The sequence below is a fragment of the Bradyrhizobium sp. WSM3983 genome (assembly GCF_000473045.1).
Lineage (GTDB): Bacteria > Pseudomonadota > Alphaproteobacteria > Rhizobiales > Xanthobacteraceae > Bradyrhizobium.
Map to the genome: position 1 here is coordinate 430257 of NZ_AXAY01000002.1, position 14693 is coordinate 444949.

Annotated in this window: 11 protein-coding genes and 2 pseudogenes; 10 read left to right on the top strand and 3 right to left on the bottom strand. The window is 61.6% G+C overall.

Features of this window, described 5'->3' with window-relative positions; genetic code table 11:
• Positions 1-876 precede the first annotated feature (876 nt).
• Both YUA_RS0104940 and YUA_RS0104945 read right to left on the bottom strand, forming a co-directional pair.
• Positions 877-1464, bottom strand: coding sequence for an ANTAR domain-containing response regulator (locus YUA_RS0104940; protein ID WP_027529671.1), 588 nt, complete (start codon positions 1462-1464; stop codon positions 877-879).
• Positions 1461-2636 (bottom strand): transporter substrate-binding domain-containing protein, encoded by a 1176-nt coding sequence (locus tag YUA_RS0104945; RefSeq protein WP_027529672.1) that lies wholly within the window; start codon positions 2634-2636, stop codon positions 1461-1463. Before YUA_RS0104945 ends, YUA_RS0104940 begins: the two co-directional genes overlap by 4 nt.
• 409 nt (positions 2637-3045) lie before the next feature.
• On the opposite strand from YUA_RS0104945, the gene YUA_RS0104950 reads away from it, so the two are divergent.
• The 10 genes and pseudogenes from YUA_RS0104950 (at position 3046) to YUA_RS43495 (ending at position 14167) form a co-directional block, all read left to right on the top strand.
• Positions 3046-4446 (top strand): amidase, encoded by a 1401-nt coding sequence (locus tag YUA_RS0104950; RefSeq protein ID WP_027529673.1) that lies wholly within the window; start codon positions 3046-3048, stop codon positions 4444-4446.
• Positions 4447-4463: 17 nt separating this feature from the next.
• A complete protein-coding gene (locus YUA_RS0104955; protein WP_027529674.1) occupies positions 4464-5459 on the top strand; it encodes an acetamidase/formamidase family protein in 996 nt (331 codons plus the stop codon).
• Between the two features lie 58 nt (positions 5460-5517).
• Positions 5518-6735, top strand: a complete 1218-nt coding sequence (locus YUA_RS0104960) for an urea ABC transporter substrate-binding protein (RefSeq protein WP_027529675.1) — start codon at positions 5518-5520, stop codon at positions 6733-6735.
• 98 nt (positions 6736-6833) lie between these two features.
• On the top strand, positions 6834-7700 hold the full coding sequence (locus tag YUA_RS0104965; protein ID WP_035970461.1) for a branched-chain amino acid ABC transporter permease: 867 nt from the start codon (positions 6834-6836) through the stop codon (positions 7698-7700).
• Between the two features lie 12 nt (positions 7701-7712).
• Positions 7713-8786 (top strand): branched-chain amino acid ABC transporter permease, encoded by a 1074-nt coding sequence (locus YUA_RS0104970; RefSeq protein WP_027529677.1) that lies wholly within the window; start codon positions 7713-7715, stop codon positions 8784-8786.
• A gap of 2 nt (positions 8787-8788) precedes the next feature.
• On the top strand, positions 8789-9508 hold the full coding sequence (locus YUA_RS0104975) for an ABC transporter ATP-binding protein (RefSeq protein WP_027529678.1): 720 nt from the start codon (positions 8789-8791) through the stop codon (positions 9506-9508).
• On the top strand, positions 9498-10223 hold the full coding sequence (locus tag YUA_RS0104980) for an ABC transporter ATP-binding protein (protein WP_084292104.1): 726 nt from the start codon (positions 9498-9500) through the stop codon (positions 10221-10223). The genes YUA_RS0104975 and YUA_RS0104980 overlap by 11 nt, the downstream gene beginning before the upstream one ends.
• Positions 10224-10270: 47 nt before the next feature.
• Entirely contained in the window at positions 10271-11032 is a 762-nt protein-coding gene (locus YUA_RS0104985) for an SDR family NAD(P)-dependent oxidoreductase (protein ID WP_027529680.1), read from the top strand.
• 88 nt (positions 11033-11120) lie between these two features.
• Positions 11121-12524, top strand: coding sequence for an amidase (locus tag YUA_RS0104990; protein ID WP_027529681.1), 1404 nt, complete (start codon positions 11121-11123; stop codon positions 12522-12524).
• Between the two features lie 617 nt (positions 12525-13141).
• Positions 13142-14167, top strand: a pseudogene (locus YUA_RS43495) (aldo/keto reductase).
• 39 nt (positions 14168-14206) lie between these two features.
• Here the strand turns inward: YUA_RS43495 and YUA_RS47830 are convergent.
• A pseudogene (locus tag YUA_RS47830) lies at positions 14207-14692 on the bottom strand (carbohydrate ABC transporter permease); the annotation flags it as partial.
• Position 14693: the final 1 nt, after the last annotated feature.

Here is a 14693-nt window from a genome sequence, read left to right on the forward strand (position 1 = left end):
AACGCGTTGTTGACATCTCTCGGCACGCCTCTGACGTCCGCTTTCGGAGATTGATCGGACTACGCCGCTTGTTGAATGGATGGTCTCGTTGGGGAGAGTGTCACATCGCGAAGTGAGTAGAATTGAGGCCGCTACGCTCTTGTGTTCAAAGAAGCGCTGAGTACTCTGCATGTGCACGCCTTGCTCTCGTGTGCGTGACGTGTGCACTGAGAATCCGAAGACGCGATTTCCACTTCCGATTCATGCCTATCTAGCCCTAGAAGAGCCAAGCAGCGGAAGCCTCATCAAACCAGATTTCTCAATCGGTCCAATCACATATAGGATCGATCGAAGGTAAAATAGATCAGTGAAATGAATGGCTTACGGTGGAAATTTTCTACGGCCCCCATGATGGATTGGACCGACTGACATGCAGCGGTGAAAAAGTGTCTATCTGAAACGTGCGGCGCTTCAAACAGATCTCCTGCGAGACCCAGACATCCGATCTCGCTATTCGAGCCGACATAATCGTGAATGGGGCCCGGCCATCGATAAGGCTTGGTGGCAAACGGAGTTCGGTCCGCCGACTGAAAAACTTTCATACGAAAGGAGTCAGTTGGCTGACTGATAAGGTTTCAAGCGAAAGCTTATCAGTTGGGCGCTCAACGGGCGATGGATACCTGCCTTGTCCCGAATGGCTGACCGTAGCTGCAGCCGTTGGAAATCAACTATTGGCCAGAAGCGAAATCTAGAGTTTGGTCGACGGCGCTAATCAGTTGAGAGATCATCGAGCGCTACGCGGGCGTGCTGCGTTCATCTCCTCATCGTGCTATCGCAAATGGCAGAGACAGAAGCAGAGATAGGAAACCTAATCTCCGCCCATGGCGGAAAGTGATCCTAACCCGTTGCCCGCGGGAGCGCGCCCCTAGCCGTAATCTCCGCCGAAAGCTCCTCGATCGTCTTGCGGTGCTCCATCGCCGCTTTACGGATCAGCGCAAAGGCGGCGGGTTCGGCGAGCGCATGCGAATTCATCACCTGGAGGACGGCGGCAAGCACGACGCGACGAGACTTCAACCGGTTCTCGAGCTTGATAATCTGGTGCTTCAATTCGCTTGTGCGTTCGTTGCGCTCGAATGCCATGACGAGCGCTGCATAGATGCCGGCCGATCGTAACGGCTTTACCAGAAACGAAGCCGGGTCAAGTTCGAGCACCATCTTCAGGCGGCTCGGCGTCTCCGTGCCGAGCAGGGCGATGACAGGTGATCGCGCCAGGAACGCGCGCTGCGCCGGTTGCAGCAAGGGCAGGAATTCGTCATCGATCAGCGACAGATCGGGTGCGAAGTCGACGGGCTCACCCAGCGCCCATGCAACACCCTCGATCCCGAGACGCTCGAACTGGCGTCGCACGATGCTCGCGTCGCGTTCGTCCTTGATGGCGACGAGCGCCTTGCGTCCGCGCAGCGAAAATGAAGACCGTCTGCTCATTTTACAACCCGCAAATGCGGCGCATTCGGCAATGTGCCGCCCGCCGAGGTTTCCCTCGCCGGGCCGACGGCAACGTCGAGCTGCGTCAGGTAAGGATCAGGCTTAACAGGCGCCTCGGCTTCCCAGAAGATATCAAATTGTCCTTGCGGATTGGATACGGCAAGCCGCGGTGTAAGGACGCAATGGTTGTTGCCGCCGTCGATCCACACCGGTCCTTGCGGCGAATTGTAGCGATGTCCCGCCGCGGCGCGCCGCACCTCTGCAATGTCGGACGTGCCCGCGCGCTGCAGTGCGCGCGCCAGCAGATAGACCGCCACATAAGCGGATTGTCCGTCAACGGAGGGGCTGCTGTCCTCGCCATAGCGCGCCTTCCAGCGCGCGACGAAGGCGCGGTTCTCCGGCAGGTGGATGCTCTCGAAATAGGCGGATGACGTGATGCAGCCGGCCGATGCTGGTCCGACGATCGACAATTCCGGCTCGCACAGGCTGCAACTCAGCATCGGAATCTCGAGCCCGGCGGCCTTGGTGCCCGCATGGAAGGCTCGGATGAAGTGGTAGCTCGAGCTTCCGACGAGCGTGTTAAACACGATCGGCGGCTTGCGGCGGACGATCTCATCCACGATGTGGCCGACGGCGCTTTCGCCGAGCTCGAGCAGCCGTTCCGCCAGGATGTGGCCGTCTGCCGCGCTGACCAGTTCCCGGGTAACGCGATTGGTCTCCCATGTCCAAACGTAGTTGGAGCCGACGCAGAAGATCTCCCGCGAGAGATTGTCGAGCACGTACCTGACGAGGGGCAGGACGTTGTGATTGGGCGAGGCCCCGACATAGATGACGTTGTCGGAGCACTCGAAGCCCTCATAGCGCGCAGGGTACCAAAGCAGGCGATCGGTACGTTCCACGATCGGCAGGACCTGTTTGCGCGACGCCGACGTGTAGCAGCCGATGATGTGTTCGACGCCGACATTGCGGATGAGATCGTCGCAGACCGTATGGTATTCCGAGATGATTCCGCGGGGATCACGAACATGGGGAACGATCGAGAAATCAAACTCCATCTGGTTGTTGATCTCGTCGACCGCCATCATCGCGCTCTTGAGGATCTCGCGGCCCATGGCCTGATAGGGCCCGGACTGCGAGCAGATGATGCCAACGGGAACAGACGGTCTTGTCATTGACGACTTTCGCTAGTGCAGCGCGAAGATGAAATCATCATCGGCGACAACAGTGCAAGTGGCTTGCCGTTTTGCTGCGCAGCACTATCGAAATTTAGGCAGAGAGCATCGTTGACAATGCGATAGGCAGTTACTTAGACTTTTCTCCTACAGGGGCTCCTGTCGAACCTCGCGTGCGCCGATCTGGCCGATGACGTCCAGCTCCTTGCACTAAGTGCTTCGTTCGAGTTCGGACCCTAAGCGATAGATCATAGCCGCGGCATTTGAGCCATTCGTCACCTCATTCGGGAGGGACGGGTGGCTTTTTTCGTTTGCCGCCAGGGGAACTGGCAAAGCATGCGCATTGCCAGAGCGGTGACGCGTGCGTGGGCGCGACCGTGCGTCACATCGAGTGGGAGGATGAAGAGCGATGGCGGCAACAGATCTCCACTATCTCGGACTCGTCGACGTCGGGCGGAAGATCCAGGCGAAGGAGCTGTCGCCGGTAGAAGCGACCGAAGCGATGCTCGGGCGGATCGAGAAGCTCGACGGCAAGCTCAAGAGTTTTGCGCATGTGATGGCTGACTCGGCGCTCGCCCATGCCGCCACGGCCGAGAAGGAGATCGCTTCCGGCAAGATCAAGGGGCCGCTGCATGGTGTGCCGGTGGCGGTCAAGGATCTCTGCTGGGCCAAGGGCGCGCCGGCGGCGCATGGCATGACCATTCATCGCGATTTCCGTCCGACCGAGGATGCAACGGTGGTCGCGCGGCTGAAGGATGCTGGCGCGATTATCCTCGGCAAGCTGCAGCAGACCGAAGGCGCTTACGCCGATCACCATCCGAAGATCGACCCACCGAAGAATCCATGGAACACGGATCTCTGGCCCGGCGCGTCCTCGAGCGGCTCCGGTGTCGCGACCGCGGCGGGCCTCTGTTTTGGTTCGCTCGGCACCGATACCGGCGGATCGATCCGCTTTCCTTCGGCGGCCAACGGCATCACCGGGCTCAAGCCGACCTGGGGACGTGTCAGCCGCCACGGCGCGTTCGAGCTTGCGGCAACGCTGGATCACATCGGCCCGATGGCGCGGAGCGCGGTCGATTGCGGCGCCATCCTCGGCGTGATCGCGGGGCAGGATCCCAAAGATACGACATCGGTACCACTGGCCGTGCCCGACTACCTCGCGGGTCTCTCCGGCGACCTACGCGGTGTGACAATCGGCGTCGACCGGCGCTGGACCAGCGAAGGTACTGACGGCGACGCGGCCAAGGTCCTAGCCGAGGGGCTGCGTGTGGCGGCCGATCTCGGTGCGAAGATCAAGGAAATCACGTTCCCCGATCCAAAGGCGATCATCGACGACTGGTTCCCGCTCTGCGGCGTCGAGGTCGCCGTTGCGCACGAGGACACCTATCCGGCGCGCAAGGACGAGTACGGTCCGGCGCTCGCGGGCCTGCTCGATCTCGGTCGGCAGCAGTCCGGCATGGATTACCAGAAGATCGTGCTCCGGCGCGAAGCGTTTCGCGGCGCGATGCGTCTGCTGTTCGAGAGCGTCGATCTCATCGCGGTCCCGGCACAGGCCTTCGCTGCGCCGACGCTCGCCAAGATGGCGGCACTCGGAGAGGACGCCTCGCTGATCGCTGGACTGCTCCGCTTTACCTGCCCGTTCGACATGACGGGAAGTCCGGCCGTAACGCTGCCGGGCGGTTTCGCTGCGAATGGCGGCCCGGTCGGCTTCCAGTTCGTCGGCCGTCATTTCGACGAGGCCGGCCTCGTTCGCGCGGGCGATGCGTTCCAGCGCGTCACCGACTGGCACAAGCGTCATCCCGGGATCTGAGTTGAGGAGCCGATCACATGTCCGAAGACTGGTTGAAGACATCAATCATGGCCAAGCGCGCCGTCGCCAAAGGTGCGACCGGCGCGACGCACAGCCTGACGATCGAGCAACAGGGCGGCTTCCACTACGTCTACGGTCCCTATGCCAAGCCGACCTTGTCGATCGACCCGGGCGGGGTGGTCGTCGTCGAGACGGAAGACGCATTCGGCGGCGTGCTCACGAAGGAGACTGACAGCCCCACGGCCAAACTGAACTTCCCCTATCTCAATCCCCAATGCGGACCGATTGCCGTCAAGGGTGCCAAGAAGGGCGATTGCCTCGCGATCTACATCCGCGACGTCGAGACACGGGGTAAGCAGCCGGCCGGAACGACCTGCATCATCCCGGAGTTCGGCGGACTTGTCGGAACCGGCTCCACGGCGCTGCTCAATCCGCCGCTGCCGGAGCGCGTGAAGAAGCTGCATGTCGACAGGAACGGCGTGCGCTGGAACGACAAGCTCACGCTGCCCTACGAGCCGTTCATCGGCACCATCGGCGTCTCGCCGGAGATCGAGGCGATCTCCTCGCTGCAGCCGGACTATCACGGCGGCAACATGGATCTGCCCGACGTAGCTCCCGGCGCGATCATCTATTTCCCGGTGCATACCGACGGCGGGATGCTCTACGTCGGTGACTGCCACGCGACGCAAGGCGACGGCGAGCTCTCCGGCGTGGCGCTGGAGCAACGCGCGACGGTCACGCTGCAGGTGGATTTGATCAAGAACTGGAGCTTTGCCTGGCCCCGGCTCGAGACCAAGGACTTCATCATGACGATCGGCAGCGCCCGTCCGCTCGAAGATGCGGCCCGTATCGCCTATCGCGAGCTCGTGCGGTGGATGGCAGCCGATTACGGCTTCGACGAGATCGACGCCTACATGCTGCTCAGCCAGGCCGGCCGCATGCGCCTCGGAAACATGGTCGACCCCAAATACACGATGGGGGCATCGATCCTGAAGAATTACCTCAAGCCATGACATTCAACCGCTTTCAGAAACAGGGGATATCACGATGAATTCGGGACGTAAGTTAGGGATGGTTTTGCTCGGGGCCATGCTCGGTACAGCGGCGGCGATGAGTGTTGCTCGGGCGGCGGAACCACCGTTGAAGGTGGGCCTGCTCGAGGACGTCTCCGGCGACCTCGCCTTCATGGGCATGCCCAAGCTGCACGGCTCTCAGCTCGCCGTCGAGGAGATCAACAAGAGCGGCGGCATCCTGGGCAGGCAGATCGAGCTGATCCATCTCGATCCGCAGGGCGACAACGCCCGCTATCAGGAATTCGGCCGCCGTCTGCTCAACCGCGATAAGGTCGACGTGCTGATCGGCGGCATCACCTCGGCTTCGCGCGAGGCGCTGCGTCCGATCGTTGACCGCACCTCGACGCCCTATTTCTACACCAACCAGTACGAAGGCGGTGTCTGCGACGCCAGCATGGTCAGCATGGGTGCTGTACCTGAGCAGCAATTCTCGACGTTGATTCCCTGGATGGTCGAGAAGTTCGGCAAGAAGGTCTACGTCATTGCGGCGGACTATAATTTCGGTCAGATTTCGGCCGAGTGGAACCGCAAGATCATGAAGGATCTCGGCGGCGAGGTCGTGGGCGAGGAGTTCATTCCGCTCGGCGTATCGCAGTTTGCGCAGACCATCCAGAACATCCAGAAGGCGAAGCCGGATTGGTTGCTGACGATCAACGTCGGTGCCGCCCAGGATTCGTTCTTCGAGCAGGCGGCCGCTGCCAACCTCAACCTGCCGATGGGGTCTTCGATCAAGGTCATGCTCGGCTTCGAGCACAAGCGGTTCAAGCCGCCGGCGCTCAACAACATGCACGCGACCGCGAACTGGTTCGAGGAGATCGACACGCCGGAGGCCAACGAGTTCAAGAAGCGCTGGCACGCCAAATTCCCGGACGAGCTCTACATTAACGATATGGGCTACAACGCCTATAATGCGCTCTACATGTACAAAGCGCTGGTCGAGAAGGCTAAGTCGACCAAGCTCGAGGATATGCGGAAGGCCATCGCAGCGGGTGATGCTTGCATCGACGCGCCCGAAGGCAAGGTCTGCATCGATCCGAAGAGCCAGCACACGTCGCACCGCATGCGCTTGATCTCGGTCGGGCCCAAGCACGAGGTGACGGTGGAGAAGGACTACGGGGTGATCCAGCCCTATTGGCTTGGCGAGATCGGCTGCGATCTCACCAAGAAGAACGAGAAGGATCAGTACACGCCGAGCCATCTCCCGAAGAAGTCGTGACGCGCAACGGGCACGGATCTTGCTCGAGTTGAGTGTCACGGTCTTGGACAAAACCGGCGCTGCAACGATGCGGCGCCGGGATCGGCAAGGGGATCAAGATGTCGGCCGAAGTGTTCTCGCTATTCTATCAGTTCGCCGACGTGTTTGCGTTCCTCATTCTTTCGGCTGCAGGTCTCGCCATCGTGTTCGGCATGATGGGCGTCATCAACATGGCACATGGCGAGTTCATCATGTGCGGCGCCTATGTGACAGTCGGCCTGGTGAATCTCGGCGTGCCGCTCGCGATCGCGCAGATCCTCGCCGCGGTGACGGCGGGGCTCATCGGCGTCCTCGTCGAGTTCCTCGTCGTGCGGCGCTTTTACAAGCGGCCGTTGGATTCGCTCCTCGCGACCTGGGGCCTTAGCCTCATCGTGACGCAATCGATGCTCCTGATCGTCGGTTCTGCCGTACGGGGCATCGGAACACCCGAGGGAAGCTTCGCAATCGGTGACTATACGTTTTCGACCTACCGCCTGGTGCTGTTCGGTTGTGCGGTCGCCGTGCTGGCCGGTCTCTACATCATCTTCATGAAGACGCGGTTCGGCGTGATCGCCCGCGCGACCATGCAGAATGCGGCGATGGCAAAGGCGCTGGGCGCACGCACAGGCCGCATCTATGCGATCAGCTTCGGGATCGGCACCGGTCTCGCCGGGCTTTGCGGGGCGCTCTACGCGCCGACCATGACGCTGATCCCGACCATGGGCGCGACCTTCGTGGTCGAAAGCTTCGTCACCGTCGTGATCGGAGGAGCGAACGTGTTGCTCGGAACGGCGCCGGCCGCGGTGTTCCTGGCGATGATCCGGATGGCGCTGAATGCGAGCTACGGTCAGATCATCGGACAGATCGGCATGCTGGTGGCTGTCATCGTGATCATCCGGGTATTGCCCGAGGGACTCTCCAGCGTATTGGTTCGTCGTGGGCGCTAAAGGGAATCTGTGATGTTCAAGCTTCTTGAAGGCCCACAGACGCTCGGGCGCGGCAAGAAATTTTGGTTGTGCTTTGTCGCGGTGCTGGCGGGAGCGCTGAGCTATCCGCTGTTCGCTGACTCCTACGGTGTCGGCAATTTTGCCTATTTCCTGATCTGGATCTTCATGGCGCTCGGCCTCTGCCTGATGTGGGGCTATGGCGGCATGCTGTCGTTTGGCCAGACCCTGTTCTTCGGCATCGCCGGCTACGGCTACGGCGTGCTCGCGATCAACATGGGCGGAGGCACCGCGACGATCGCCGCGCTCGCGCTCTCGGTTGTCCTCGCGATGATCGCCGCAGGAATCCTCGGCTACTTCATGATCTGGGGCGGGATTAACGGCATTTTCTTTGGCATCGTGACGCTGTCCGCGACCCTGGTGCTCGCCTTTTTCCTTGGCCAGACGGCAGGGCCGGAATGGCACATCGGCCCGGCGCGGCTGAACGGCTTCAACGGCATGAAGGGCATGGACCCGCTGACCGTGGGCGACTTCTATGTCGAGGGATCGGCCCTGTACTACGTCATGGTCGCACTGATCGTGATCGTCTATCTCGCGCTGCGCATGCTTGTGAATTCGGGGATCGGCAACGTCATCGTGGCAACGCGGGAGAACCCGCAGCGCGCCGAGATGCTGGGCTATGACGTCCGCAAGTATCAGCTACTGACCTTCGTGATCGGCAGTGGCCTCGCAGGCCTTAGCGGCGCGCTGTACACATCCTGGGGACAGTTCATCACGCCGTCCAGCATCGGCCTGCCGGCGGCAGCGATGCCGATCGTGTGGGTGGCCTTCTCCGGGCGGAGCGATTTGACTGCGACCCTGGTCGGATCATTCCTGCTGCTGTTCGGCTTTCAGACCATCACGGTCTACAGCCAGCAGGCGGCGCTGGTGTTAATGGGGGCGCTGCTGCTCGCGACGGTGATGCTGGCGCCGCAAGGTTTTGTGCTTGGTATCGGTAAGCTCGCTGCCGGTTGGTGGGGCGGGCGAGGGCCGAGCGATGCCGGCGCGAGCCTTACGGAGACTGCTCGCCTGCAGTCGAAAGAGTCCTGATCATGACCCTGGTTGAGGTCAAAGGCGTATCGAAGCGGTTCGGCGGGTTGACCGCCGTCTCCGACGTCGACCTCGCGGTGAATGTCGGTGAGGTCCACTGCCTGATCGGTCCCAACGGTGCTGGCAAGAGCACGCTGTTCAAGCTGATCGTGGGCCTCTATCCGCCGACCCAGGGCAGCATCCTGTTCGATACCGTCGACATCACGGCTGAGCGCCCATACGCGCGCGTGCAGCGGGGCATGAGCATCAAGATGCAGGCTCCCAGCGTGTTCAAGGAGCTGCCGGTCCGGCAGAACATCCAGATCGCGCTCCAGGAGCGACTGTCCGGCGAGGAACGCCTCGCCGAGGAGGATCGCCTGCTGACACTTCTTAATCTCGCGGCGGACAGCGACAAGCTAGCTGGCGCGCTGTCGCATGGCCAACAGCAATGGCTCGAGATCGGAATGGCGCTGGCACTGAAGCCGCAGCTTCTGCTGCTGGACGAGCCGACGGCCGGGATGTCGCCGGAGGAAACCTTCAGGACCGGCGAGCTGATCAAGTCGTTCAATGCCGAGGGCATGACGGTGCTTGTCGTCGAGCATGACATGGCCTTTGTGCGCCAGGTCGCCCAGCGCGTCACGGTGCTGCATCTCGGCAAGATCTTTGCGCGCGGCGATCTCGAAAGCATTTTGCAGGACGAAAAAGTCGCCGAAATTTACCTCGGTAAGACCCATGCTCACTAAGCCCACGCCCACTGGCCGGATTCTTGAGGTATCGGAATTATGGGCGGGATACGGCGCAACGCCGATCCTGCAGGGTGTCACCATGTCGGTCTTGCGCGGCGAGATCGTCGGCGTGATTGGCCGTAACGGAGTCGGCAAATCGACCCTGATGCGGTGCCTGATCGGCCTGCTGCAAACCTGGCGCGGCACGATCAGCTTCATGGATCAGGACGTCACAAAGCTCGAAGCCGACGCGCGGGCGAGGGCGGGCTTCGGCTATATCCCGCAAGGACGCGACGTCTTTCCGCAGATGACGGTCGAAGAAAATCTTCAAGTGGGTGAGCTCATCGGTGGTCCTGGCGGCAAGAAGCTGCCGGAGCTCGTCTACGAATATTTTCCGCGGCTGAAGGAACGCCGGCGGCAGGCCGCGGGCACCATGTCGGGCGGCGAGCAGCAGCAGCTCGCCATAGGCCGCGCGCTGATCGGCAATCCGTCGTTGATGATCCTGGACGAGCCGTCCGAGGGTATCCAACCCTCGATCGTCCACCATATCTGCGAGGCGCTGAGATCGTTCCGGAACGAGCTCGGGACGACGATCATCTTCGTCGAGCAGAACCTCGATACGATCCTGGCGATCGCCGAGCGCTGTTACATTATGGAGAAGGGCAAGATCACGCAGTCGCTGGCAGGCGGCGAGGTCAACGAGAATAATGTCCGCGAGCAGCTTTTGCTCTGAACGGCCGCATCTCATGTTTTCAAGTCGTCGATAGGGAGGGAATAGACATGGATCTGGGACTCAAGGGAGCAAAGGTTCTCGTTACCGGCAGCACCAAGGGCATCGGCAGGGCGATCGCGGACACCTTCGCGGCGGAAGGTGCCAATGTCGGTATCTGCGCTCGCAACCAAGGCGACGTCGATAAAGCTGTCACTGCGATCAAGGCGAAGGGCGTTGCTGCGTTCGGCAGTTCGGTCGACGTCTCCAACGGGGCGGCGCTCAAGGAATGGGTCCAGGATATGGCCTCGAAACTCGGCGGGATCGACATCGTCGTCGCCAATGTCAGCGCGCTGTCGATTGGGCAGGACGAGGAGAGCTGGGAGAAGGAATTCTCCACCGACATGATGGGCACGGTGCGGCTGGTCAATGCGGCGATGCCGTATCTGGAGAAGAGCAAAGCGGCCGCGATTGTCACCATCTCCAGCGTGTCGGGCCGCGAGGTCGACTTCGCCAGCGGCCCCTACGGCACGTTCAAGGCCGCGATCATCCACTATACGCAGGGGCTCGCATTCCAGCTTGCCAACAAAGGTATCCGCGCCAACTCGGTGTCGCCGGGCAACACCTATTTCGAGGGCGGTGTCTGGCATCAGATTAAGGGCGGCAATCCCGAGCTGTACAAGACTGCGCTGGCGCTCAACCCGACCGGCCGGATGGGCACGCCGCAGGAAATGGCGAACGGTGCGGTGTTCCTTGCCAGCAAGGCGGCGAGCTTCATTACGGGGACGAACCTCGTGGTTGACGGTGCCCTCACGCGGGGGGTGCAGTTCTAGGCGCTTTGCGGGCGCTGCGCAGGCACAAGACCGGGCCGTCTGCGGTGCCGGTGAGCGAAGCCGTTTCCGACAACAGCAGGGCTGTCAGATGTCAGCAGATCCAATTCACTACAAGTCGATCCTCGAACTCTCCGAGCTGTTCCGCCGAGGTGACCTTCTGCCGTCGAAAGTCACCGAGGCCATGTTGAGCCGGATCGCAAATCTCGACGGCAAGTTCCACGTTTACGCCCTCGTCCTCGCCGAGCGCGCCATGGCGCAGGCGAAACGCTGTGACGCCGAGCTTGCCAAGGGGATCTGGCGGGGGCCGCTGCACGGCGTGCCGATCGGATTGAAGGATCTCTGCTACACCACCTTCGCGCCGACTGCCGGCGGCACCACGATCCACGCCAAGTTCGTCCCGGCCTTCAACGCAACCGTCGTGGACCGGCTCGAACACGCCGGTGCCGTTACGCTCGGCAAGCTGAAGATGACCGAGGGCGCGTATACCAGTCACCATCCGAACGATCAGCCGCCGCTCAATCCCTGGGGCGTCGATTACTGGGTCGGTTCTTCCTCGAGCGGATCGGGCGTGGCGACCTCGGCGGGACTCTGCTTCGGCTCAATCGGCAGCGACACGGGGGGCTCGATACGGTTTCCGTCTGCAACCTGCGGGCTAACAGGAATCAAGCCGACCTGGGGACGTGTCAGCCGTCACGGCGTGTTTCCGCTGGCGGACTCCCTCGACCATGTAGGGCCGATGTGCCGGAGCGCGGCCGATGCCGCCGCGATACTTGGCGTCATCGCGGGCGCGGATGTGAATGATCCCACGGCCCTGCAGGCGCCGGTGCCGAACTATCTGGCTGGTATCGGTGACGGCATCCGGGGCGTACGGATCGGCGTGGACCGCAGCTACATCCAGGACGGGATCGATCCGCAGGTGGTCGCTGCGTTGCTGGAAGCCGAACGCACGCTGGCAGCGCTCGGTGCCGACATCCGCGAGGTCAAGTTCCCGGCCTACGAGAAGCTTGTCAGCATGTGGATCCCGATGTGCTCGATCGAAACGGCGGAGGCGCACCTGGAGACCTATCAGTCGCGGGAATCGGAATACGGCCCCGATCTGGCGCAGCTGATCGAGCAGGGCAGGTCAATGAGCGGTATCTCGATAGCGCAGATCCATCATGAGCGACTGAAGTTTTGCGGCAGTCTCGCCGCATTGTTCGGCGATATCGACCTGCTGCTGATCCCCACAATGCCTGTGCCGATCCCGACGCTGACCAAGATGGGCGAATACGGTGCCGATCCGAACGTGCTGCTCAGTATCCTGCGCTTCACCGCAGTGTTCAACTTCTCGGGCAGCCCCACTGTCACGCTGCCGAACGGGATGGCGTCGGACGGCCTGCCGCTCAGCATGCAGTTGGTGGGTCCGCATCTGTCCGAGGATGTGCTTGCCCGCGCTGGTCATGCCTTCCAGTCGGTGACGGACTGGCATACCCGGCGCGCGCCCTTTGAATGAACGGGGTCACGGAATGACACCGAGAGGCGCGCGCAATCTCCTAGCCTGCGGAGTCGCCTGGAAGATAGGGCTCATTTAGCGAGTCCGAGACGAAGTCGGGTGGTGAGCGCAGCAGTCAGTCGGCAACCGATATGGCTTGGTCGCAAATGGACGCAGTTTCGCGAACTGATAAGGAAATTGAACAAACCTTATCAGTTGCCAATGCGGCTCATATGCACGCCTTCCCAGTGGGGTGTGCACTCGCTTTCTCGTGAATTTGACTCGTGTACCGAATATCCGAAAACGCGGTTTCAGCTGTTGTTCATACATATGGACCGGGAAGATCCCGGCCGCGGAAGCTCGGTCGGTCCAAAGATGGACTGGAGCGAGAACTCAAGTGTTTCAGATGGTTAGAGGGCGGCGTGTGCACGACGTGTGCACCAGGAGATCAAGAAAAATCTATTGAAGGCAGTGTCGGTGCTTGGTGATCCCGACCCCGCAGAAGCCTGGGTGGTCTATAGGGAGCAGCGGCGCAAATCAGCGAAATGGCTTTGCGCATCGTTGGCGAAGACATACGCTGCACGTTCCGACAATGAGCCCAGCGCGCCGAAGGGGCGCGGGGAAGGCAAGGATCCATCATGGTTTCGCAATCCGTATTGCCGCGCCGCAGGCTTGGCCGGACCGAACTTCAAGTCTCCATCCTCGGGTTCGGAACTGCGCCGCTCGGCGATCTCTTCCTTGAACTCGACGATCACAAGGCGATTGCCGCCGCAAGCCGCGCCTTTGAGCTCGGCGTCAACTTGGTCGATACATCGCCGCATTACGGCAACGGTCTGTCCGAGCACCGCTGCGGAACTGCGCTCCGGCGGGTGAAGCGTCAAGATGTGGTCCTCTGCACCAAGACCGGCCGCTAGATGGATCCGTTTCACCTGCCGGAGACCCGGTCGGGCTTTGTCGGCTGACAGCCGCACCGGGCCGTCGTCGATTATTCCTACGACGGGACAATGCGCTCGGTTGAGCAGTCGCTGCTGCGGCTCGGCACCGGCAGGGTCGATCTGCTTCTGATCCACGATGTCGATGTCTGGACCCATGGCAAGGACGCGATCGAGGACCGGTTTCGTGAAGCGATGACCGGTGCCTATGTGGCGCTCGACAAGCTTCGTAGCGAGGGCGTGGTCTCAGGAATAGGCATCGGCGTCAATGAAGCCGAGATGTGCGTGCGCTTTGCGCAGGCCGGGACCTTCGACGTGATGCTGCTCGCCGGGCGTTACTCGCTCTTGGAGCAACCCGCGCTGGAGGAGTTCACGCCGTTGGCGCTGAAACAGGGTATCGCCGTTCTGCTCGGCGGTGTCTTCAATTCCGGTATCCTGGCGACGGGTCCCGTCGCTGGCGCGAAGTACAATTACCAGGACGCCCCACCTCACATCTTGGCGAGAGTTGCCGAGATCCAGCGCATCTGCACAGCGCATGGCATCGCTCTGCCGACGGCTGCATTGCATTTTGCGCTCGGCCATCCGGCGGTGGCGAGCGTGGTCCTGGGAGCGCATAACCCCGCGGAGGTCGAGCGCAACGTGGCGGCGCTTACGACCAGCGTGCCCACCGCATTGTGGGCCGATCTGAAGGCTGCGCGCTTGCTCGAGGCAGACGCGCCTGTGCCGGTGTAAGCCGGTCGCGCGCCACCTACTTGCCCGCGCCGGTCGTCGCCCGCTGACGATGTAGCGCTCGAGGAAGATGCCAATCAGGACGAGGGGCGCGATTGCAGCCGTCGACAATGCCGCCATCGACCACCAGTTGATGCCCTGCGAGCCGGTCTGGCTCGCGACCATCACAGGCAGAGTCTTGGCGTCGGTGCTGGTGAGCCGCGCCGCGAAGAAATACTCGTTCCAGCACAACACCAGCGAGAGAATGAAGGCCGCCGCCATACCAGGAAAGGCTAGCGGCAGGATGATGCGCAGAAACGCGCCCCAGGTCGACAGGCCGTCGACGAAGGTAGCTTCGTCGAGTTCGATCGGGATCGAGTTGAATTGGTCGCGCATGATCCAGATGACGATCAGCAGCACCGTCAACGTATAGAGCAGGATCAGGCCGAAGCTCGTGTCGAGCAGCACCAGGGCTTTGTAGAGTACGAGAAACGGCAGCGCGAGCACGATCGGCGGCAGTATCAACTGCGACATGAAGAAGAACAGGATA